The sequence below is a fragment of the Thalassospira sp. TSL5-1 genome, assembly GCF_001907695.1.
GTDB lineage: Bacteria > Pseudomonadota > Alphaproteobacteria > Rhodospirillales > Thalassospiraceae > Thalassospira.
The window spans coordinates 1-22636 of record NZ_KV880637.1 but is presented as its reverse complement, the minus strand read 5'-3'; the positions used below and the strand labels follow the sequence as shown (position 1 = coordinate 22636).

At 55.1% G+C, this 22636-nt stretch carries 17 protein-coding genes, 1 tRNA gene and 1 rRNA gene; 3 read left to right on the top strand and 16 right to left on the bottom strand.

The window, feature by feature from the left end; genetic code table 11:
• Positions 1-146: 146 nt before the first annotated feature.
• Positions 147-899 (bottom strand): type I methionyl aminopeptidase, encoded by a 753-nt coding sequence (gene map / locus LF95_RS00095; RefSeq protein WP_073953128.1) that lies wholly within the window; start codon positions 897-899, stop codon positions 147-149.
• Between the two features lie 151 nt (positions 900-1050).
• Here map and LF95_RS00090 point away from each other — a divergent pair, with 151 nt between their 5' ends.
• Positions 1051-1686, top strand: coding sequence for a trimeric intracellular cation channel family protein (locus tag LF95_RS00090; RefSeq protein WP_073953127.1), 636 nt, complete (start codon positions 1051-1053; stop codon positions 1684-1686).
• 209 nt (positions 1687-1895) lie between these two features.
• Entirely contained in the window at positions 1896-3077 is a 1182-nt protein-coding gene (locus tag LF95_RS00085) for a fumarylacetoacetate hydrolase family protein (RefSeq protein ID WP_073953126.1), read from the top strand.
• A gap of 108 nt (positions 3078-3185) precedes the next feature.
• Here the strand turns inward: LF95_RS00085 and LF95_RS00080 are convergent, their stop codons facing one another.
• From LF95_RS00080 to LF95_RS00050, 7 genes are all read right to left on the bottom strand, one after another.
• A complete protein-coding gene (locus LF95_RS00080; protein WP_252509603.1) occupies positions 3186-3986 on the bottom strand; it encodes a SapC family protein in 801 nt (266 codons plus the stop codon).
• Between the two features lie 666 nt (positions 3987-4652).
• Complete coding sequence (locus LF95_RS00075; protein WP_073953125.1) at positions 4653-6488, bottom strand: autotransporter outer membrane beta-barrel domain-containing protein; 1836 nt, start codon at positions 6486-6488, stop codon at positions 4653-4655.
• A 310-nt stretch (positions 6489-6798) separates the two neighbouring features.
• Positions 6799-6999: a hypothetical protein gene (locus LF95_RS00070; RefSeq protein ID WP_073953124.1), complete on the bottom strand. Its 201-nt coding sequence runs from the start codon at positions 6997-6999 to the stop codon at positions 6799-6801.
• Positions 7000-7481: 482 nt separating this feature from the next.
• Positions 7482-8486: a TRAP transporter substrate-binding protein gene (locus LF95_RS00065; RefSeq protein ID WP_073953123.1), complete on the bottom strand. Its 1005-nt coding sequence runs from the start codon at positions 8484-8486 to the stop codon at positions 7482-7484.
• 38 nt (positions 8487-8524) lie between these two features.
• Entirely contained in the window at positions 8525-9802 is a 1278-nt protein-coding gene (locus LF95_RS00060; RefSeq protein WP_073953122.1) for a TRAP transporter large permease, read from the bottom strand.
• Positions 9803-9811: 9 nt separating this feature from the next.
• Positions 9812-10336 carry a TRAP transporter small permease gene (locus LF95_RS00055; protein WP_073953121.1) on the bottom strand — a complete coding sequence of 175 codons (525 nt, stop codon included), beginning with the start codon at positions 10334-10336 and terminating at the stop codon, positions 9812-9814.
• The gene (locus LF95_RS00050) at positions 10333-11700 is read right to left on the bottom strand and encodes an FAD-binding oxidoreductase (protein ID WP_083607422.1); all 1368 of its coding nucleotides are present in this window, start codon (positions 11698-11700) and stop codon (positions 10333-10335) included. The genes LF95_RS00055 and LF95_RS00050 overlap by 4 nt, the downstream gene beginning before the upstream one ends.
• A gap of 270 nt (positions 11701-11970) precedes the next feature.
• Here LF95_RS00050 and LF95_RS00045 point away from each other — a divergent pair, with 270 nt between their 5' ends.
• On the top strand, positions 11971-12210 hold the full coding sequence (locus tag LF95_RS00045) for a hypothetical protein (RefSeq protein ID WP_073953119.1): 240 nt from the start codon (positions 11971-11973) through the stop codon (positions 12208-12210).
• A gap of 293 nt (positions 12211-12503) precedes the next feature.
• Here the strand turns inward: LF95_RS00045 and LF95_RS00040 are convergent.
• The 8 genes from LF95_RS00040 to LF95_RS00005 form a co-directional block, all read right to left on the bottom strand.
• Positions 12504-12580 (bottom strand) — tRNA-Met (locus LF95_RS00040).
• Between the two features lie 108 nt (positions 12581-12688).
• Positions 12689-12803: ribosomal RNA gene (gene rrf, locus LF95_RS00035) — 5S ribosomal RNA — on the bottom strand.
• A 60-nt stretch (positions 12804-12863) separates the two neighbouring features.
• Positions 12864-14306, bottom strand: coding sequence for an HlyD family type I secretion periplasmic adaptor subunit (locus LF95_RS00030; protein ID WP_083607421.1), 1443 nt, complete (start codon positions 14304-14306; stop codon positions 12864-12866).
• The gene (locus tag LF95_RS00025) at positions 14290-16434 is read right to left on the bottom strand and encodes a type I secretion system permease/ATPase (RefSeq protein ID WP_073954713.1); all 2145 of its coding nucleotides are present in this window, start codon (positions 16432-16434) and stop codon (positions 14290-14292) included. Before LF95_RS00025 ends, LF95_RS00030 begins: the two co-directional genes overlap by 17 nt.
• Positions 16435-16669: 235 nt before the next feature.
• Complete coding sequence (locus LF95_RS00020; protein WP_073953118.1) at positions 16670-19999, bottom strand: Ig-like domain-containing protein; 3330 nt, start codon at positions 19997-19999, stop codon at positions 16670-16672.
• A gap of 487 nt (positions 20000-20486) precedes the next feature.
• Positions 20487-20786, bottom strand: a complete 300-nt coding sequence (locus LF95_RS00015) for a hypothetical protein (RefSeq protein ID WP_073953117.1) — start codon at positions 20784-20786, stop codon at positions 20487-20489.
• Positions 20773-21339 (bottom strand): HD domain-containing protein, encoded by a 567-nt coding sequence (locus LF95_RS00010; RefSeq protein ID WP_073953116.1) that lies wholly within the window; start codon positions 21337-21339, stop codon positions 20773-20775. Before LF95_RS00010 ends, LF95_RS00015 begins: the two co-directional genes overlap by 14 nt.
• Entirely contained in the window at positions 21327-22331 is a 1005-nt protein-coding gene (locus LF95_RS00005) for a helix-turn-helix domain-containing protein (protein WP_073953115.1), read from the bottom strand. The genes LF95_RS00010 and LF95_RS00005 overlap by 13 nt, the downstream gene beginning before the upstream one ends.
• Between the last annotated feature and the right edge of the window lie 305 nt (positions 22332-22636).

Genomic DNA, 22636 nt, shown 5'->3' with positions numbered 1-22636 from the left:
TGACGACAGAGGAAAACCAGCATCTTGTTGCGGCGAGTTTTGTTTGTGATGTACCGGTACAGGAATTTGCGGCCTGACAGGGGTCGGTGACAATCCTCTGAGCCGATGGCGTCGACAGTATGGCGGGGGTTTTGCGTTGATGCCCTTCAGGTCAGAATTTCATAGCCTTTGGGCGTGACCACCACCGTATGCTCATATTGCACGGTGGGCGCGCCGGTATCAGCATAAAGCGTCCAGCCATCATCCTTGTCTTCGGTCGCCCATTCCGAGCCCAGGGATAAAAACGGCTCGATGGTAATCACCTGCCCCTTTTTAAGGGTACGGCGCTCGCGCGGTTCATCCCAGGTAGCGATGGTCTTGGGCTCTTCATGCAGCGACCGCCCCACCCCGTGGCTGGCAAGGTTGCGAAGCAGCGTATAACCGTTTTTGCGAGCGAAATTTTCCACCGTCAGGCCAATTTCACGCAACGGCGTGCCATGACGCACGGTTTTGACCGCCCGCATCATCACCTTTTTGCCATCGCGGCACAGTTTTTCAATTTCTGGTCGGCTGGCCTCGAACCCGCCCAGCACAAAACTGGCCCCGGTATCGGCAAAATAGCCATCCAGCGAAGCCGAAACATCGACATTTACCAAATCCCCGTGCCGCAAAACACGCGGACCGGGAATGCCATGCGCCACCACTTCATTTACACTGATGCAGGTAGCACCGGGAAAATTATATTCCCCTTCCGGTGCGGAAATCGCCCCGGCACGGTCCATCATCGCCCGGCCGATATCATCCAGCTCGGCTGTGGTCATGCCAGGTTCGGCGGCGGCACACATGGCATCGCGAATATCGCCGCACAAACGCCCGATCCGGCGCATGGCGACAAGGTCTTTTTCGGATTTAATCGTCATACAAAGGCTATGCGATGTTGGCCTGGCAAAGTCAAGAATACAGCCTGCTACAAACGAGGCCACCCCTTGCAAAAATCGCACTGGCAGATCATCGTGCGAGCATTATGCTAGGGTTGAAACGTCCCTGAAAACATGGCAACGGATAAAAATCATGACCATGACCGACATGACCTACTGGCTGGAGCTAACCGGCGTTGCGGTTTTTGCCGTAACCGGTGCGCTTGAAGCCTCGCGCCGGCAAATGGATATTGTCGGTTTTATCCTGATTGCCACCTTTACCGGCATTGGCGGCGGCACGGTACGCGATGTGATCACCGGCGAAACCCCGGTTTTCTGGATCCGCGATCCTGCCTGGATCATCACCTGCATTGTCAGTGCCGTTGTGGTTTATTTTACCGCCCATCTGCTTGAACGCCGCTATGTCGCCCTTTTATGGCTCGATGCGCTGGGGCTGGCGATGTTTGGCGTGACCGGGGCGGCGATTGGCCTTAACCTTAACCTCTCGCCGCTGGTTGCCATCATTCTGGGCATGATCAGTGCCACCTTTGGCGGCATGGTGCGCGATGTTGTCTGTAATGAATTGCCGCTTATCCTGCGACCGGAAATTTACATTACCTCAGCCCTGCTGGGTGCCCTGATCTATACCGTCGGCACCGCAATGCTTGAACTGCCCAAGCAGCCCGTCGCCCTGGTCGCCTTTCTGTGCGCCTTTGCCCTGCGGGCCGCCGCCCTTAAATTCCGGCTCAGTTTCCCGGTGTATCGCGCCCGTCCGGGCCGTGAATATTAGGAACCAGAAAGAACAAACAGGCGCAAAAAAGGGAAATGGGCGGCCCCAAAGCCTGTCTCTCCCCTTTTGAAAAATGATTCGGTATTTTATTGATAAAACACATTTTCCATGATGTAGTCGGTCAAGATATTTGCAGGGTTGCATGGGCACCACATTTTTCATGCCCTGCACCCCTATCCGAACCCCATGAAAAATAACAGGCCCGTTTAATGCTTGAACACTCAATGAACGCCCAGGACATTCTGCCGCACGATAGCTCTGACGCCCTACTGATTGGCCGGGTCTGGGACCCGCGCGCCAGCGGCCCAACGCCGGTTTTGCTGGCAAATGGCATGCTGCACGACATCAGCGCGCTTGCGCCCACCACCAGCCAGCTTCTTGAACGTGACGACCTGGTGGCGAAACTTGCCAATGCGGCTGATTTCCCGGTACTGGGCGCGCTTGATGATGTTCTTGCCAACAGCACGCCTGATAGCGACCCTGGCAAAATGCACCTGCTGGCACCAAACGATGTTCAGGCGGTCAAGGCCAGCGGTGTGACCTTTGTTTCCAGCCTGCTGGAACGTGTGATCGAGGAACAGGCCCGGGGCGATTCCTCCAGGGCAGATCAGATCCGCCGCGAAATCACCGAGATCATCGGTGAAGACCTCTCGCAAATTCAGCCGGGCTCCGATAAAGCCGCCGATATTAAAAAGGTACTGCTCGAAAAGGGTGCCTGGTCGCAATATCTGGAAGTCGGCATTGGCCCGGATGCGGAAATTTTCACCAAGGCACCGCCCATGTCATCGGTCGGCCAGGGGGCCAATGTGGGCCTGCATCCGATTTCGCACTGGAACAACCCGGAACCCGAACTGGTCCTGGCTGTTACGTCAACCGGCCGCATTGTTGGCGCGACGCTGGGCAATGATGTCAATCTCCGCGATGTCGAGGGGCGCTCCGCCCTTTTGCTGGGCAAGGCCAAGGACAATAACGGCTCCTGCTCGGTCGGGCCGTTCATTCGCCTGTTTGACGGCAGCTTCACGCTTGAAAATGTCAAATCGGCCGATATCGCGCTGACCATTGATGGCGAGGACGACTTCCACCTTGAAGGCGTCAGTTCCATGAGCAAAATCAGCCGCTCGCCCGAAAGCCTTGTTGGGCAGGCGATTGGCAAGCATCACCAATATCCCGATGGTTTCATGCTGTTTTTGGGCACCATGTTTGCCCCGGTTCAGGACCGTGGGGCCAAGGGCGCAGGCTTTACCCATGAAATTGGCGATATTGTCAAAATCTCGACCCCGCAACTGGGCGCGCTGATCAACCGGGTGGACCGTTCCGATAAAATCAGCCCCTGGACCTTTGGCATCACCGCCCTGATGTCCAACCTCGCCCGGCGTGGCCTGCTGAAATAAGCCCTCACGGCGAACAAACCCGCTTAAATGCACAAAACCCCGGTGCCGTATTTATGGCACCGGGGTTTTGCTTATCTATTTCTCGCCCTAAGGCCGGTTACGACCAGCTTAATTGGCGGTCTTCATCGCCGTGCGTTCGATCAGCGCATTCCAGTTGCCATTGGAAATGAAATGGCAATACACCAGATGCAGCCAGCCGCGCTTGCGCCACGCCAGGAAGGTTTCATCATCCAGCGCGTTGAACTTGGCTTCGTCAATCACCTTAAAACCCGACAGGCTAAGCTTGCGGCCATCGGCCAGCGTCGCATCGGCACGGTTTTCCACCAGAAGGTCCGCTTCGCTGATTGCCTTGAGGAACTCTGCCGTTGCGGCATAATGCGCCTGGTAATCGCGGCAGAAATCCAGCGCGCCCTGCGTCATTTTGGACGGTTCACCATCGACAAAGAACGGGTTTTCCGTGCCTTCAACAACGGTTTTCGCATCTTCATCAACGCACAGGGTGTATTGGCTTTTGTCTTCATTTTCAAAAAAGATGAAGGGATAACGGCGGATATAGGCCGGAACATAGGTACCCGGGGTCCAGTTGCCCTTGTCATCGACCATCACGTTTTCAGATGCCCGCAGGCCCAAAAGCGCAACCATCTGGGTCTGTGCCCCATCGGTAAACAGGATCGGATAATTCTTGCAGACCATCGGCAGTTCGGTTGCCACAACCGGCACCGAATTGGTGTTGGCGGCAAATGAAAAGTCCGACGTCGGGGTCAGCGACATATTGCCATGCCGTTCCGCCAGAACCGCACGCGGCTTGCTGTAAAACAGCGGCAATGCACCAGCAGCAGGCGCTGCCGCTGGTGCTGCAGTTGCTGCATTTTTGGTTGCCGCGCCGTTTGTTTTGCTTTCTTTCGCCAAAATATCCTCACATCTTCCTAACGCCAGCCGAAAACGGCTGCTCAAAAACGGTCCGCAGTTCCTTCCCGTCTCTCTCGACCCGCATCGAAAGCCCCGATAGACAGTCACATGTGCGCAGTAAACCTGCCGCGAACCATCCAACCATCGCCCCTGACAGAACGCAACCGGGTAAAGAACCTGCCTGTATCCTCCTCAATACACGCCCGGTCCTTGCCGTTGCAACAGCTATGACTGAACGGAGCGTCCCATTTTAGTGCTGAAGGCCGCAAATCTGTCTTCAGTTCTGAATACAGGCCCGCAACGCAGGAAGATCGTCGGTTTCCGGGCCAGATTTTGCCGCGCGCGACACCCTTGCTGAGCCTGCGCAAAGCGATGCTTTGCTTGTTTTGAACAGTTGGCCCAACTCATACAGGGCCCCACCTAGCAGACATTACAAAGGCCCGCCACAAGGGCGAGCAGGATGCTTTTTCATGATGTAGATGAGGAGAGATCTGCAATCTGAGCCCTTTCTCGACCTTCGGCTTAAAATCGCCCCACAGGAGCGATTTCAGACTGCGGACAAACCCCAGGCAATTTAGCCCGGGGTTTGTCAGCGGTCTGAGGGCCGGTTATCCGGCCCTTTTCTTATGACTGGTCCATCATGGTGCAAACAGCATCGCGCAAAATTCAAAACTTTAGATCAAGCGTGATCAGAATATCTGCGCTGCGTGTGGCCGGATCACCGGACAAATTCAATTTGCTGGAAAATCTGTCATCACGGTCGGTCAGCGTTGCGCCAGCAGAAATTCCAGGCGTGCCGCTATCGGACAGGCTGGTACCGACATAGGGCGATGCCGTTCCGGCAAAACTTCCATCCCGACCGGTAAACGAAATGCCATAAGCAACCAAGCCGCTCAGCGTGTATTCGCGGTAATCTTCACGCCCGACCATGCGCGACCCTTCGATTGATCCCGACAGACCCGTCCCGCCCGAGGCAAACCGCAAACCACCGCCAAGGTCAAAGGCCCCGGCATCGCCGTTGGTCTGGTCGGTGAAATCGTGAATATAACCCGCTTTCACATATGGGGTCAGAGACGTCTCGCTGATCTGGAAAGAATAAGCCAGCTCGGCATTTGGCTTTAACTGAACCGTGTTGACCGAGGATTCAGCAACCCGGTTGCCGTCACTTTCGGTGTAGGCAGCAAGCGTACTGCGCGACGTCAACGCTCCCAGCCCGCCCGTGACCCGAAACGGGCTATCTGCGATCGGCTGGAAAGTTTGGCGGACATCGACCTGCAGATACCAGCTCTGGCTGTCGGTGTTTCCCGTCACAGTGCTATTGCGGCTTCTGGAAACATCCCCGAACGCATAACCCGCAATCGCCGAGAAGGTCAGCATATCCGACGGTCTATAGATGACATAAGGAGAAAGGTTCCACGTATCCTCTTTGTAAGTTCCGCTCTCAAAGGTGGTTGTAATGTCGGTATGCGCATAGCCGACGGACATGCCCGCCACCAGTGCGGACGAAAAACGATAATCCGCACCCAGGTTATACCCCCAGACGTTGCCGTCATAACGGCTGTCCTCGCCCATCCGATTACGTGTGTTCTCAATATCGGTAAAGGACCCATGCCCCCAGACCGTAATCGGACTTTCGCGAGACAGCAGCGTGCGTTGTTCCGCTCCATCCGTCGGACTATCAGCGGCTTGCGCAGCAGAAAGCCGCGATGTATCGAAAGACGCAAGCATCGCCAGACCGCCCAGGGTTGTGCCCTCTGTGCGCGTTTTCTTTTCCATGGGATCATCAAGCAAGCGCGCCGAAGCAAAACCGAATTGCTGTGTCGGTGTCGAGGCGGCATCCGCTGGCACCGTTCCAACGGTTGGGCCCGCTGCCACATTGGCCACCCGCGACCCAAAATTCTGCCCGATGATCACAGATTGCGCCCGTGTCACCGAACCTTGAAGCGCGCGCAGGGCAGCGGCCGAGCTCCCCGAGGAGGACGCCGCATCAGCAGTCGTGATTGTGACCGATGCACTGTTGAAGGCCACAGTACTTCCTCCCCCTAATCCGGAAAGCGTATAATTGACGGTCATCCGGATCGTCGCCCCGTTCTCCCCATCAATGGTGACCGTCGCGGTTTCATTAGTGACATTAGTGCGGTCATCTACGCACAAAACACCAGCGGCGAAGTTTTTATCGCCAATACTGCATCCTCTATGCGCTGTGGAATTGGAGGCACCGCCAATTCCGATCGAGAATTGGTCGAATGCGTCTTTATTGTTATTGACTTGGAAGATGATGTCGCGCAAATCGTCGCTGGTGGGATTACCGCTTCCCGCGACGCAGTCGCCTTCACTGTCGTCGTAGAACACATGAGATACAGCTGATGTGGCAGTGGCGAGGCCGGTGCACGTTATTGTCGTCGTTGCCGCAAATGCGTGGCGCCCATCACCGATCATAAGGCCACAAAAAACGGTCATCGCCAAAAGCAACAACGATGGCAATTTAGCAATATTAATCATACATGTTCCCCCGAACCATTCCGCACCCAAACGGCTTAACCCCACACAACGTTGCGTTGCATAACAGCCTTATAAACAAAAAACTTTATGGTGATCAATATTTTATCAATTACAAAGAACGATGCGTGATTCGGCGCACGGACAAACTATCGGCCCTGGGCTGCTTCGTTTGATAGGATGAACATCTTCTACCCAAGGTGGCTTAACCGGCCTTCTATGCGGTTACCAGCATGGCCGAAATGTCTTTGCCACAGATGCCCGAACGCTGTTTTCGCCCCCGGGCTCATATCCCGATCAGTTCGACCAACCGTCAATTGCCCGGCCAGGCCATCAAACGGCCACTACGCCAGGCGCGCACATCATAGACAGGCTTGATCAGAAAAATGAGAACCCGAACGGAAAGATAGGTGAAACAGCGGGATAAGCAGGAAATCGCCCGGTTGACCAGCCCCACAACCAAAGCCGTGGTCACATCATTATAGCCAGTAAAACCGTCACAGAGCGCGAGCAAATCGCCATAGGTTCCGTCCGCCCCACAAGACCGGAGACGGTGGCCGCCCCATGCGTGAACGCATGAGAACTTATTGATCTCATGACAATATCGGCAGAGTTCAATTACTGCAGTTGCACCTTACAAAGCGGCCCCACCTGGCAGGCATTAAAAAAGCCCGTCATGTGGGCACGACGGATGCTTCTTCGTGATGTGGATGAGGAAAATTCCGCAATCTGCGCGCGGCTTCACCGTGCTTGACCTTCAGTTATGAGCACAGTCTCATAACACAGGAAGATCATCAGCTCAAAGCAGACACCCGCATAAATAAAAAACGATCCAATTTAAAAGCCTCAGAGCACTGGAACAGATGCCCTTGAGAAGCTTTCGTTGAAAGGTAGGGTCGGCGGGCGCGGATCGATCTATACCAAACACGCAGAAAATTTTATGGAGACGCCGACGGTATGGGGTGGCCGAACATGCCGCCCCATACCTGTGTCTCTTTAGCTGTTGGCGTTGATCGCGCTCAGCAGCGAGTCCACGGCCTCGTCGCCGATCTTGTCACGCACCATATCCTGCAGCGGCGCAGTCGCGTCGCGGAACTGCTGCAGTTCATCCTCGTTAAGGTCAATGATCTCCATATGCTCGGCGATCTGTGCGCGCTGCTTGCTCAGCATTTCGTCCTGCACGTCCCATTCGAAGTTGGCTGCATCCACCAGCACCTCGTCGACCACCTGCTGCAGGTCCTCGGGCAGGCTGTCATACCACTCCTTGTTGATGAGGTTCACGTTAGCCAGCAGGATGTGGCTGGTTGTGGTCAGGTATTTCTGCACCTCGTAGAAACGCTGCGAGAGGATATGCCCAAAGGGGTTTTCCTGGCCATCCACCACATTCTGCTGCAGCGCGCCATAAAGCTCGGGAAAGGCGATCGGGGTCGGGGCGGCACCAATCGCTTTCCAGGTCGCAACTGAATAGGGGTTCTCGGGCACGCGGATACGCAGGTTGTTCGACTTGATATCCTCTGGCGTATGCACTGCGACTTCGGAGGTGGTGAGCTGCCGGAAGCCGGCGTTATAGAACAAGCCGAACTTGATGCCTTTCTCTGCCAGCTTGTTGTCGATGAAGGCCGAAAACTCGCTGTCATTGAGGATCTTGCGGAGCCGCGCTGTGTCGGTCGGGAAGACGTAAGGAATTTCGAAGGCTGCGAATTCCGGCACGAACTGGACCGCGCCCGAGGTCGAGATCGGCACGAACTGTATGTCGCCGAGCATAAGTGACTCCATCAGCTCGCGGTCGCCGCCCAACGCGCCGCCACCCTGCTGCTGCACGTCGATACGGCCACCGGATTTTTCCTCGATATCCTTCTCGATTTTGTCAAACGCCTGGTAAAGCGGATGAGACTTGTCGTTCAGCGTGTGGGCGAGGATCATCGTGTAATCCGCCGCCGAGGCGGACATCGACGTGCCAAGCACGAACAGTACCGATATGGAAAGCTTCTTCAGGTTCATTGTTGGTTCCTCCCTGTAGGTTTTGTACTCGTCGGCGGTCAGCCGGCGAGACTTGGCAGCCAGAGTGTCAGCCCCGGCCAATAGGTGACGACCAGAAGGCCGACGATGAGCAAAGCGATGGGTATCACGAGACCGCGGCATATCTGGATCACCGAAAGCTTGGTGATGCCGCTCGCGACATAAATGTTCACCCCCACCGGCGGCGTGGCAAAGCCAATCGCGAGATTGACCACCATGATCAGCCCGAAATGCACTGGATCAACGCCGTAAGGCGCAAGCACAGGCAGCAGGATCGGGGTTAACACGATGATCGCCGAGAGCGTTTCCATGACCATACCAACGCCAAGCAGGATCAGGTTGATCAGCAGCAGCAGAATGATCCGCTCGTCAATCGCGCCGCCAATGAAGTCGCCAATGGCGGCGGGCACCTGGAGAAGTGTCAGCACGCGACCGAGTGCTGCCCCTGTACCCGCAATGATCAGGATCGGTGCGATGGTAAGACCAGTATTGACCAGCACGCGCCCCATATCGGAAGGGGAGAGTTCGCGGAAAATCACCATCGAGACAAAACCGCCATACACACAGGCGATGGCCGCCGCCTCGGTTGGGGTGAAGGCCCCTGCATAGATTCCGCCAAGCACGAAAACCGGCGCAACGAGGGCCCAAAAGCTTTCGCGGAAGGCCTTCACCGCGTTCACCGTTCCCGCGTCAGAGGTGATACGCGCGGCGTGCTTGCGACCATAAAAATGAGCATAGAGCATCAGCAGCGAGCCAATCACCAGGGCGGGGCCAATGCCGCCAATGAACAGTGCCGAGACCGAGACCTGCGCGGACATGCCATAGATGATCATCGGAATCGAGGGCGGGACAATGACGCCTAGCGTGCCTGCCGCCGTGATCAGCGCGGTCGCGAACCGAAGATCATAGCCGCGCGCCACCAGCAACGGCACAGCCATAGAGCCAATCGCGGCCACTGTCGCTGGCGAGCTGCCGGAAATGGCTCCGAACAGCATACATGCCGCCACGGTAGACATTGCCAAGCCACCACGAAAGCGCCCGAAGACCGCATCGGCAAAGCTGAACAGACGACGGGCCAGCCCGCCTTGCGTCATGATCTCGCCCGCCAAAATGAACAGCGGTACGGCCAGAAGCGGGAAGCTGTCGAGCGCGGTGACCACCGAGCGCACAACTTGCCCCGGATTGGTCGGAGCCCCGAGCCAGCCAGGCAGCAGTGCCGCATAGCCGAGCGCGAAGGCGACCGGAATGCTCAGCAGCAAGACGACGATGAAGAAGACAAGAGAATAAGCGGCGAGCATCAGGGTCCCCTAAACGTCTTCGTTGATGACGGTATGGTTGTCCGTCGGCTCATGGCCCGGAACAGCTCCGTTACGGATCAGCAGACAGAGGGCTTGCAGGGCGCGCAGCAAGGCCATCCCCATGCCCACCGGCACCGCGAGGTAAACCAGCCACATCTGAATCCCCAGCCCCGGCGAGGCCTGTCCGATCCTTGCGATCCGTTGGGTGAGCGGCACCGAGTACCAGACAATCAGGGCAAAGAAGAGCCCCGAGCCGAGCAGTGCCAGCACAGCAAAGGCGCGCAGCCAGCGCGTCCCGAAGAGCACCGGAAGCAGATCGACCGAGATGTTGCGGCCTTCACGGACCGCGAGGCTCACCCCGATGAAGGTGCACCAGACCAGCAGGTATCGGGCCAGTTCCTCGGACCAGACCAACGGCGAACCAAGGACGTAGCGAAATACCACCTGTGCTGCGAGGATCGTGACCAGTGCAAAGAGGATGGTGGCAAGGATGGCGCGCTCGAAATGCGCTTCCAGTAAGCGAAGCAGCTTCATGCGTCGATCACCTTGCCAGGGTTCAGGATGCCGTTGGGATCGAGCGCATGTTTGACCCGTCGCATCACATCCAGCTCCTCGGGCGTGCGCGAGAATTCAAGGTATTTCTTCTTGGTCGTGCCGATCCCGTGCTCGGCCGAGACCGATCCGCCAAAGGCGCGTACCGTGGCATAGACCGCCTCGTCCAGCGTCTCGCCGGGTTGCGGATCAGCCCCTGGCACCCAGGCCAAAAGGTGCAGGTTTCCATCACCGATATGCCCGTAATAGACGGAGCGCCCTCCCGGCACGGCTTTTGCCACGGCGGCCCGGCAAGCGTCGGCGAAGGCGTCCATCTGGCCCGTGGGCAGACCGACGTCATAGGCGTGGTGCGGGCCGAGCGTGGTCTTGAACTCAGCACAGGCGTCGCGCACGCCCCAGAAGGACTGCACGTCCGAGAGACTCTGCGAGATCGCCGCGTCGTCGATGATCCCCTCATCGAACATTGATTCGAGAAAAGCCATAAAGCGCGGGCCGTCGATATCTTCGTCCGTGCCCTGCGCCTCGATCAATACGGTGTGGGCGTGGGGCCCATCAAGCGGGTCGCGCACCCCCGGAACGGCGCAGGCCACTTGCCAGTAGTCGGGCCACATCGCCTCGAAGGCCGAGAGCATCGGTCCTAGCTTGCGCCGCGCGCCGCGCAGCAGATCGACCACCTTGCCATAATCGCGCAGGCCGCAGATCGCCGCATGGGTACAACCGGGCGCCGGGTGCAGGCGAAGCACCAGTCGCGTGATCACCCCGAGCGTGCCTTCCGAGCCGATAAACAACTGTCGCACGTCGTAGCCTGTGTTGTTCTTGATGAGCTTGGACAGCGCATTGACGACGGTGCCATCAGGCAGCACCACTTCGGCGCCAAGGACGAGGTCGCGCATCATCCCGTAGCGAATCACCCGATTACCGCCCGCATTGGTCCCGGCATTGCCGCCGATGGCGCAGGACCCGCGTGCGCCAAGGTCCAGCGAGAAGAACATCCCGCGCTCGGCGGCAGCCTTCTGGATGGTCTCGAGCGGTGTCCCGGCGAGCACAGTCATCGTGGCCGACGCTTCATCGATTTCCTCGATACCAACCATTTTTTCGAGCGACAGGGCGATGCCGCCTGCGATCGGCCGTGCCCCGCCGCAGAGGCCGGTCAAACCGCCCTGCGGCACCACCGGTACCCGTGCGGCATTCGCGGCAGCAAGGATCGCCGAGACCTGCTCGACAGAACGCGGGCAGAACAGCGCGGCAGGTGCTTCCGGCGCGAGGGCTGACCAATCATTCCAGTTGCGTGGCGGCACCGGATCGACCAGCGTGGCGCGCGCGATCTCGGGCAGTCCAGATAGCATCTCGGCCAACGCCTTTGACTGGCATGCAGGATTGGGGACTCCTCCATTCATGCGCCGTACTCCTCCTCTAGTGCTTTAGTTTTGCCCGATAGTTACAGCTTGTTACATTAATGTCAACGCACTAACATGTCAGCATCCATCCAGCTTCGGAGAAGCACCTCTTTGCCCCTCTGACCCTCGACCAAAGCGCGAAAATCGCCCCCGCGCCTATCTTTTCGGGGTCTCCTTGGCAATGGTGACACCTTTCACCGAAAGCGGACCGGTAATCTCGTGCAGCGGTCGGCGCACACGGCCAACGTTGTGGTGCAGGGGGTGGGAAGGATTACGCTCTATGGCACCACGGGAGAAGGCGCCTCGCTTGGCATGAACGGGCATGCAACGATGCTGGACGCGGTGAAGGACTCTGGCGTGACCGCCGGCATCGCAGCCTGTGGTCCCGAGGGCGCAGAGGGCAGTTCCGCACCGACTTCCTACTTCAAGGGCATCACCGACGATACGCTCTTCCATTAAAAAGCCCGTCACAAGGGCGATCCGGATGGTTCTTCGTGCTGTAGATGAGGAGAGACCCGCAATCTGCGCGCGGCTTCGCCGTGCTCGACCTTCAGACTAAAAACGTACCACAGGCACGTTTTCTTAACGCCTTTTCTCGGGACTTACGCGCACCCACTGGGTGCACGGTTCCCTCAAAACCATCAAGCACTGAGCACAGTCTCATAACGCAGGAAAATCATCAGCTCAAGTCATACGGGCCCCACCTACCAGACATTAAAAAAGCCCGCCACAAGGGCGAGCTATTTTAATGTTGGTTGCGGGGGCTAGATTTGAACTGACGACCTTCAGGTTATGAGCCTGACGAGCTACCGGGCTGCTCCACCCCGCGTTGGTGGGGGATATCTGTTTGGGTTTAAACAGATAACGCCGCATCAGGGAATGAACGGCGTTTTATTTTGCGTTGTGCTAGGGAATATGATCTGACTGTGTTTTGAAGGCCCGGCGGTGACCTACTCTCCCGTGCCTTAAGACAAAGTACCATCGGCGCAGGCAGGTTTCACTGCTGAGTTCGAGAAGGGATCAGGTGGTTCCCGGCCGCTATGGCCACCGGGCCGTCAAAACACAGTCATGATTTGATAGATTTTTAAGAAAATTAGTATTGCTTCCAACATTTATCTTTCCCTTAATGCTTCATCTCCATACTTCATCATAGGGGAAAGTAAGAATTCGATAATGCGCCGTTTTCCGGTTTTTACTTCAACCGATGCTGTCATCCCAGGCGTTAGCTTGACCATCCGCCCATCTGCGAGGATTTCTGAGGTATCCAGTGTCGCGCGGACCTCATATACCAATCCCAAGTCTTCATCCTGAATAGCATCGCGCGAGATGCTTTTGACCCTTCCATCGATCTTTCCATATCGGGTAAATGGAAAACTATCGATTTTGATCACGGCTGCCTGCCCTGTACTAACAAAACCGGCATCCCTGTTCTGAATCTTGGCGACCACTTCAAGCTCTACGTCGTCAGGAACAACCACCATCAGACTTTCGGCAGGAGAAACAACTCCACGCACGGTGTGAACCGTCAATTGCTGGATCGTACCACTAACCGGGGCGCGTAATTGTTGACGGTCTTCGCGGCTTTCCGCCTTGCGTAGTGTAATTGCAGCACTCTGAAATTTGTTGCGCGCTTCAAGCAACTTCTCAAGCGTTTGCTGCTTTGTCTGTGCAATCAGATTTTCACGATCTTTTTCTGCCGCCATAATCGACGCGTCAGCCTCTTCAAGGCGATTTCGATAGATCTCTAAGTTACTTTTTGTTTCGATCAGTTGTTGTTTTACTTCAAGCCAGACCGGCTTGGTGCTTATACCATGTGACACAAGCCCGGAAAGAGACCCTTCACGTTCCACCAGAAGAGGCAAAAGTTCACGACTTTTCGTGATCTCCGCCTTAATTGAGGCACGCTCGGCCCGAAGCTTTGCTGCCTCCGCATCCTTGGCTGCAAGTTTGGCAAAAAAAGCGGCAAGGTCGCTTCGCAGTTTTTGCTCTGCTGTTTGCAGAATTTCATCATCGAGAGCGGCATGCTTCGGCAAAGCGGAAATCTCGCGGTTTTCCAAACCATCAAGAAACGTTTTAAGGCGCGCAATATCAAGTGCTGACGCATCGCGCTCATGCAACAACTGCCCCTTATCCGCTTCGCTTTCGGTTGGATCTAATTCGATCAACAGGTCCCCTGCATTAACATGCTGCCCATCACGAACATGAATAGCCCGCACTGTACCGATTTCAAGCGGTTGTATTTGTTTAACACCACCTGTCGGCACCAGCCTCCCTTGGGCTACTGCGACTACATCCACTTCACCAATCGCGGCCCAAGCCAATACAATGGTAAAGAACCCCGCAAGCGACAACGCAACCGCCCGGCCAATCGGGTTGGCAGGCGTTTCCATTATTTCAATTGCAGCAGGTAAAAACTGCCGTTCCTGCGAAGCGTGACGTGATTTGCGATTGTCCGAATTCAAGTAAGGAAGAAAACCAGCAAACTTGCCCCAAACAAATTTAAGTGCACGTTCTGCACTTACCCAGCAGCTTACAACCTTATTGCGCAGCGACATCACTCACCGTCCCTGCCTGCAATTGATAGAGCTTGGCGTAACGCCCTCTTTGAAGAAGCAACTCTTCATGCGTGCCGTCTTCAATGACCTGCCCTTCTTCCACTGTGATAATTCGATCCGCATCACGAACGGCTGCCAGCCGATGGGCAATAATCAGAACGGTTCGCCCCTTACAAATACGACGCATGTTTTCCTGAATGATCTTCTCTGATTCATAGTCCAGAGCACTGGTCGCTTCATCAAAAATCAGGATGCGGGGATTATTGACCAAGGCGCGCGCAATTGCCACACGTTGGCGCTGCCCTCCCGACAGATTAGACCCTCGCTCTCCAATCTTGGTATCGTAGCCATCAGACAGTGACAGGATGAATTCATGGGCACCCGCCAACTTGGCAGCTTCAATAACGCGTTCCATCGACATACCGGGATCGGATAAAGCGATATTCTCCCGGAGGGACCGGTTAAATAAAATGTTCTCCTGTAAGACCACGCCAACCTGACGACGTAGCCAAGCCGTATCGACCATAGCGAGATCAATGCCGTCAACCAATACACGACCGCTTTCTGGAACATACATCCGTTGCACAAGTTTGGTCAGGGTGCTTTTGCCCGATCCGCTAGGACCTACAATACCTACGATTTCCCCTGCCTTTATGTTCAGATCTACCCGACGGAGGATTTCCGGCCCGTCAAGACGATAGCGGAAAGTGACCAGATCAAATTTAATATCACCCTTAATGTCATTCAGAGTCGAACGGTTCGGGTTATAGGTTGGTTCAGTCGGGGAATTAAGGATATCGCCAAGACGATCAATAGAAATACGGGCCTGCTGAAAGTCATTCCAAAGCTGTGCCAAACGCAGGATCGGTCCGGTGACACGCCCAGCCAACATATTGAATGCGACAAGCTGCCCGACGGTCAGATCCCCGCTAATCACTGCGGTTGCTCCGAAATAAAGTGTAAGCACCGTGGTGGTTTTTGAAATCAACTGGGTAAGCTGACCTGCCACATTGCCAAGATTGGCCGTCTTGAAGCTTGAATGCACATAACCGGCAAGCTGCTCTTCCCATCGGCGCTGCATTTGTGGCTCAACCGCCAGCGCCTTAAGCGTCTCAACCCCGGTCACACTTTCGACCAAAAAGGCTTGGTTTTCTGCCCCGCGCCGGAACTTCTCATCCAGCCGTCGGCGCAGGATGGGGGTCACAACAAAGGCCAAAACAACAAAGAACGGGATGGACCCAAGAACGATCACGGTCAGAAGCGGGCTGAAATGCCACATGACCGCAAAAAACACGATGGTGAAGAACAGGTCAATCACAAGGGTCAGGGCTGAGCCTGTGATGAAATTTCGGATACTTTCGAGCTCACGCACACGCGCAACACTTTGTCCGACCTGACGTGCCTGAAAATATCCCATCGGCAAAGACAGCAAATGTCGGAACAACCGAGCGCCAAGCTCGACATCAACCCGGTTTGTCGTGTGCGAGAAGATATAGGTCCTGAGCGTGCCCAGTAACACCTCAAACACCGAGACAACAAGCAATCCGAAAACCAAAACATCAAGCGTTGTAAGCCCCCGATGAACCAGAACCTTGTCAATCACCACCTGGAAAAACAGCGGAGAAATCAGGGCAAATAACTGCAGGAAAAAGGATGCGATCAGAACTTCGATAAATATCCGGCGATATTTCGACAGGGCCGCAACAAACCAGGAAATATCAAACTTGCCCCCCTGTCCCAAAATCGCTGCGCGGCGCGTTGCCAGCAACAAACGCCCTGACCATTTATCCTCAAATTCGGCCTTGTTAACAGCAACCGCGCGCCCGGCTACCGGTTCCTGTAAAAGGACTTTTTCTTGCTCTGCATCGATCTTGGCAATGATAACAAAGCTGCCATTTTTGATCTCGGCAATAGCAGGAAGATGTGTTTTGTATAAGCGTTCCCAGCTCGACTGAACAATTCGCGATTTCAATTTTAGCCGCTTGGCCGCCAGCTGCAGATCTTCAATTGCGAAAAACGCACCGGGCTTCCCAAACTGATGCCTGATCTGCTCTGAGTCTGCGGGCAAATTAAAGAAACGCAAAATCGTGACCAGCGCCAATAACCCACTATCCTTGGATCCCTGCACTTCCGATTGGTTATTTTCGATTGCTTCCTGCAATAGATTTCCCCACCCTAAACACAGAAACCCATCGTATCTGCGCGCATCACTGCGTATAAATCATACAATAGAAGCCTGCTGCAATTATAGATTGATGAATTCGCAGCACCTGATCATCAGTTCAAAATGACCAATGTAAAGCACCAAAGACAGAAGTAGAAAAGCAGGGCCCATTACTGCGCCCTGCTCCGACAAACCTTCATTAACTGCTTTGCCAGTTTGCAGCTATTACGGCCTGAGTATTCTGAAAATCAGTACTGTTATGATCCAAACTGTCAACAGCAACATCATTGACGCCAAAAACCGACATTGCATCAACAAGGTTTTGCACATTCGAAGCTTCTAGCGTACTGCCGCCAATCTCAATTGCTCCAATCTGGTGAGCGTTCGAGGCGTACCAATCAGCCACCGTCAAACTATCATCGGATCCAAGGAGCTGAATCATCAAGTCATCACCTTGCTGAAACAACCAAACATCTTCAGCCGCCAGTTCAGTTCCCAAGGAGATGGTATCTGTAGGATCGGCATTAACAATAATGTCGTGATCTGCTCCCCGTCCAAACATGAAAGTATCTGCTCCCGATCCACCGGTTAAAGTGTCACTACCAGAACCACCATAGAAAGTATCATTCCCGGTGTTACCAACAAGTACATCATCCAGAGCAGACCCAACGATAAAATCATCGCCAACATCGCCAACTGTTGCATCCGCATAAGCCGTCGGGACATCGAGATACTGGGCATCGCCAAGTGTCTCTCCAGTCACGCCCGCATCAACATGAATACGATAAAGGTCCGTCGTTCCCGACGCATTCTCGTTGCTGTAATACAGATACACACCCCCGTCCGAGGCTGGTTCAAGACGGATATTCAGCTCCGATCCATAGGCAAGATCTTCAAAGTCAACCTCCCCATGCACCGGATTGCCCGCCGCGTCATAACGCTGACCATAAACTTTGGCAAAGCCCCCGGGCACAAGACGCGTGAAGGCCACAAACACGCCCCCATCCGCTAGGGCAACGAGATCCGAGACGGTCACATCACCGCTCGTCATGTTCGCCGCATCGATATCAACTGTCATATCGAGCGCCACAGCATTGTTCACATCAATGCTATAGACCTGAAGCGTCGTCCCGATGGTCACCGCGACCCGGCCGTCGGCCAATAGCATCGCACTCGGCTTGAACTCCGGATTCGTGCCATCCCCCTGCAAAGCAACAACATTGCTGCCAAGTTTGACCCCATGCGCACTGAACACCTGAAGCGTGGTCGTATGCGTCCGGCCAAACTGATTCATCGAGAAAATAACAAGACGACCATCGGCAAGCTCAACACCATTGGTCTGCGCATCAACTCCTGTCTGCGCTCCACTGATCTCAAAACGCTCACCAATGGCCTCCCCGGTGGCAGAATAACGCTGGCCATAGCTATCATCATTGGAATCACCAGACATCCGGTACGAAAACAGCAGAACAAAACCGCCATCCTGGAGCGCAATGATCTCGGCCGACCCCTGCTGGCGGTCTTCAACCGTCACCATCTGGGGCTTGCCCACCCGGTATCCCGCCGCGTTATACATCACAAAACGGGTCCTTTGTGGCGAATAGGCCGACGTCGTCTCCATGACCACAAACCCGCCACCGACAAGCCCCTCAACCTTAAACTCCGTCACACGGCCCGCTGAATCAGACATCACATAACGGTCACGCTGCATCGTCCCATCCGCTTTCGTGAGCTGCAAATAGCTATAGAGACCCTCGCTCCACACCGTCACCTGACCGCCATTTGCCAGCTGGGCAGCATCCCATCTGCCTGGATCTGCAAGTTTATATCCCTGTTCCGTGATCAGATGGCTTTCATCGAGCGTCGCCTTGACATCTATCGTCACCGTCGCCGTGCTGCTATTGCCGTTACCATCCTGTGCCGTATAGCTGAACACCGCTGGCCCGTAATAATCCGCAACCGGGGTAAACACCACATTGCCATCACCATCAAGCGACACCGTCCCGTAGTCGCTATTCTGAACCGAGCTGATGCTCACCGCACCGTCATCATTCGCCAGAAGATCCGACGCCAGAAGTACTGTCGAACGGTTCGCGACAATCGACACGGCATCCGCATAAGCCGTCGGGACATCGAGATACTGGGCATCGCCAAGTGTCTCTCCAGTCACGCCCGCATCAACATGAATACGATAAAGGTCCGTCGTTCCCGACGCATTCTCGTTGCTGTAATACAGATACACACCCCCGTCCGAGGCTGGTTCAAGACGGATATTCAGCTCCGACCCATAGGCAAGATCTTCAAAGTCAACCTCCCCATGCACCGGATTGCCCGCCGCGTCATAACGCTGACCATAAACTTTGGCAAAGCCCCCGGGCACAAGACGCGTGAAGGCCACAAACACGCCCCCATCCGCTAGGGCAACGAGATCCGAGACGGTCACATCACCGCTCGTCATGTTCGCCGCATCGATATCAACTGTCATATCGAGCGCCACAGCATTGTTCACATCAATGCTATAGACCTGAAGCGTCGTCCCGATGGTCACCGCGACCCGGCCGTCGGCCAATAGCATCGCACTCGGCTTGAACTCCGGATTCGTGCCATCCCCCTGCAAAGCAACAACATTGCTGCCAAGTTTGACCCCATGCGCACTGAACACCTGAAGCGTGGTCGTATGCGTCCGGCCAAACTGATTCATCGAGAAAATAACAAGACGACCATCGGCAAGCTCAACACCATTGGTCTGCGCATCAACTCCTGTCTGCGCTCCACTGATCTCAAAACGCTCACCAATGGCCTCCCCGGTGGCAGAATAACGCTGGCCATAGCTATCATCATTGGAATCACCAGACATCCGGTACGAAAACAGCAGAACAAAACCGCCATCCTGGAGCGCAATGATCTCGGCCGACCCCTGCTGGCGGTCTTCAACCGTCACCATCTGGGGCTTGCCCACCCGGTATCCCGCCGCGTTATACATCACAAAACGGGTCCTTTGTGGCGAATAGGCCGACGTCGTCTCCATGACGACAAAACCGCCACCGACAAGCCCCTCAACCTTAAACTCCGTCACACGGCCCGCTGAATCAGACATCACATAACGGTCACGCTGCATCGTCCCATCCGCTTTCGTGAGCTGCAAATAGCTATAGAGACCCTCGCTCCATACCGTCACCTGACCGCCATTTGCCAACTGGGCGACATCCCATCTCGCAGGATCTGCAAGTTTGCCATTCGCATTATTGATCAGATGGCTTTCATCCAGCGTCGCCTTGACATCTATCGTCACCGTCGCCGTGCTGCTGGTGCCATTGGCATCCTCTGCGGTATAGCTGAACACTGCCGGACCGTAATAATCCGCAACCGGCGTAAATACCACATTGCCATCACCATCAAGCGACACCGTCCCGTATTCGCTATTCTGAACCGAGCTGATGCTCACCGCACCGTCATCATTCGCCAGAAGATCCGACGCCAGAAATACCGTCGAACGGTTCGCTATAACTGAGAAAAGGTCGTCTTGCACATGAATCTCCTGAATTCGGCACCCATAAACAAGAACGAATCAAAACTTATCTATACGTGCAATATGATGAAAAAACCCTCATTGCGAGAATATTTGGTCACCACAAAGCTCGCAAGTTATAGTTTTAATTTTCAATCAAAAATCGAACAATCATCTACGACCTAAACCCTTTTAATTCCTTTAAAAATCGGCATGGAGGGATGCGCTATGGAACAAATTAAAAATGGACGTTTAGGGTTGTCCTCAACCGAAGCTCGACCCTGTCCAAACATCCGCTTTTCCGAGGGCCCTAACCCGAAAAACCTCCGCGAGGCTCACAATGCGGGGGACGCGGGGCAACTCCACGCTCGACCTCCCACATACCGGGCAAAGAACAAAAACCGTTCTTCTGCCCTATCACGCAAAAGTCTATCTTTGACTGCATCAAAGGTGCCTGCCCCAATAAGTGTAAATCACGCCCAATTCCCGATATGGGAGATTTTTCAGACTAACCGGCAGAATCCTGCCGGTTGCACCAGTGTGCAATCTCGACTTCAACAAAAACCAGCCTCTGGCGCATCCCGGATCGGCGCGCATTCTGATATTCCCATTCGTAAAGGGTTTCCATGGCACTTACCCGTTGTGCCGGTTCCAAAGATGCAAAGGGATCACTGCCACAGACCTGGACATCCGGTTGCCGGGTTTGTATCCGGTCCAGCTCGACAAGCTGCGTTTGCAACGCCTTTTTCTCAGCTTCGAGGGTATCAATTGCTTCTTTTGCATAGGCTGTGACGTCACCATCCAGCATCACAACCTCGCAATGCTGGCAGAACGCACCGCACCCGCTCCATAAAAACCCGTTCGGCCTTGATCGCACTCCAGGGCTGCATGTAGTCATCAAACGGTGCCGCCAAATCGCCCGCATTCAACTGCACCAGAGACGGATCCACACAATCGCGATATTCCGTCGCCTTCAACCGCTGGTCGATCTCCTGGACTTCGTGCAGCACGGCTTGAGGCCAAGGCCATTCAAGGCCGGCCAGAAGGGTAAAATGCCGCCGGATCGGCAGAACGATTTCAGTTTCAAAACGCTGCCAGACGCCGAGCCGACGCAGGGTATTTTTGACCGGCGAGATAATGTCGCCAGTGTCAAATTCCTCGATATCATGCAGCAGCGCATATCCTGCAGCTTGCGATGAGGCCAGATCACAAGCCTGCACACAATGCTGGGCCACCGTAACCTCGCAGGCCCCGTTCCAGCGCCGGATATACGCCAGACCTGCCGCTTGATGCCTGAAAATCTCAAGGCGTTTTTCGAGAGACGGGGGAATGTTTTGAGTAGGGGCGATCAGTTCAAGCATGTCACACCGCCGATCTGCAATCCCTTGCGCTCTGCAACAGGCCGGATTGCTACCATCAACTGGTGACGGGTTGTATCCTGAACGCAACGATTTGGTGTTCTCAACTCAATGGTATTATCGGTGATATTGGCCCGGATCTGTGACAGCCAGGCGCGCGGGTTGCGGCACCCGGGAATATCGGTCTGAGCGACAATCCGGCATATCTGCTGCCATTCTGCCGGATCCGATGGGTCAAAGGGATCAGGGGATGTTTCAGACCTCTGCCCCGTGCTCTCTGGAACCAAACCATCGAGAACATCCAGCAGCCCCAAACGGGACGGCCTTTTTCCCTGGCACTTCAAATCATCGAGTGCCTGCTGCACCACCTCGAACCCGCCCCGTTCAATCGCTTCATTCACTCGCAGACAAGCATTGGCCAGCGTCCATGGTTCACAGCACAGCCGCTGCCATTCTCTTGCTAACACCAAACAGCGATCATCGACGGCAGGAAGGACGGTGGCACCCGCGCCGGAAACGGCAGGTGCCTGTTCTCTTTCATCCGTGTTTTCTTCTTTATCCGTGTTCTTCTTATTGGAACCGGCACGGTATGCCGGTTTAACAGCGGAATCTGATGCCGGTATGAGGGAACCAGATGCCGGTTTAGCGCCGAGATCGAGCAACTGATAGGCATTGCGATTCCGCAACCGCCCAACCGCCCGACAGCGTTTGGCAACCAGGCCAAGCTCGGATAACCGCTTGAGCGCCTGACGCACCTTGCGATCCGACAGGCTGGCTTCACGGGCAATCGTTTCAATTTTGGGAAAACAGTTCTGGGTGCGATCATTGACATGCGACGCCAGAACAACGGCGACACAAATCTCGGCGGTCGTGAGATCAGGATGATCGAGAACCTTTGTCTGCACCCAGTGCCAGCGGGCAACGGCAGACGTTCCGACCGGCGCTGAAGGCTCAGCATCCGCGCCGGTTTGAGCGTCAAAAATGGAAGATGTCATCTATGATATCGGCAGAGTCTTCACACCGCATTTGCACTTGACAAAGCGGTCCCATCGCCTAAAATTTGCCTCATGTTTCACGAGGGGCAAAGATTAAGCCTTTCCAAGAACCCGTTGGTTGCAGCCGACGGGTTTTTTCTTTATCTACTTGAAAATTCTGGAAAAAATGAAGCTCGGAAGTGCCGCCTCCTCTATTAGAGGCATGCTCCCGAGCTTTTTCTCTTGTTTCGCGAATCCGTCGAGTCTATATCTCAAGAATCGACGGATCGGAAAGAGTGGTTGCGGGGGCCAGATTTGAACTGACG

Coding starts and splice junctions, on each gene's coding strand:
- map (WP_073953128.1), bottom strand. CDS start 899: ATGACGATTAAATCCGAAAAAGACCTTGTCGCCATGCGCCGGATCGGG.
- LF95_RS00090 (WP_073953127.1), top strand. CDS start 1,051: ATGACCATGACCGACATGACCTACTGGCTGGAGCTAACCGGCGTTGCG.
- LF95_RS00085 (WP_073953126.1), top strand. CDS start 1,896: ATGCTTGAACACTCAATGAACGCCCAGGACATTCTGCCGCACGATAGC.
- LF95_RS00075 (WP_073953125.1), bottom strand. CDS start 6,488: ATGATTAATATTGCTAAATTGCCATCGTTGTTGCTTTTGGCGATGACC.
- LF95_RS00065 (WP_073953123.1), bottom strand. CDS start 8,486: ATGAACCTGAAGAAGCTTTCCATATCGGTACTGTTCGTGCTTGGCACG.
- LF95_RS00060 (WP_073953122.1), bottom strand. CDS start 9,802: ATGCTCGCCGCTTATTCTCTTGTCTTCTTCATCGTCGTCTTGCTGCTG.
- LF95_RS00055 (WP_073953121.1), bottom strand. CDS start 10,336: ATGAAGCTGCTTCGCTTACTGGAAGCGCATTTCGAGCGCGCCATCCTT.
- LF95_RS00050 (WP_083607422.1), bottom strand. CDS start 11,700: ATGCTATCTGGACTGCCCGAGATCGCGCGCGCCACGCTGGTCGATCCG.
- LF95_RS00030 (WP_083607421.1), bottom strand. CDS start 14,306: ATGTCGCTGCGCAATAAGGTTGTAAGCTGCTGGGTAAGTGCAGAACGT.
- LF95_RS00015 (WP_073953117.1), bottom strand. CDS start 20,786: ATGCTGGATGGTGACGTCACAGCCTATGCAAAAGAAGCAATTGATACC.
- LF95_RS00010 (WP_073953116.1), bottom strand. CDS start 21,339: ATGCTTGAACTGATCGCCCCTACTCAAAACATTCCCCCGTCTCTCGAA.
- LF95_RS00005 (WP_073953115.1), bottom strand. CDS start 22,331: ATGACATCTTCCATTTTTGACGCTCAAACCGGCGCGGATGCTGAGCCT.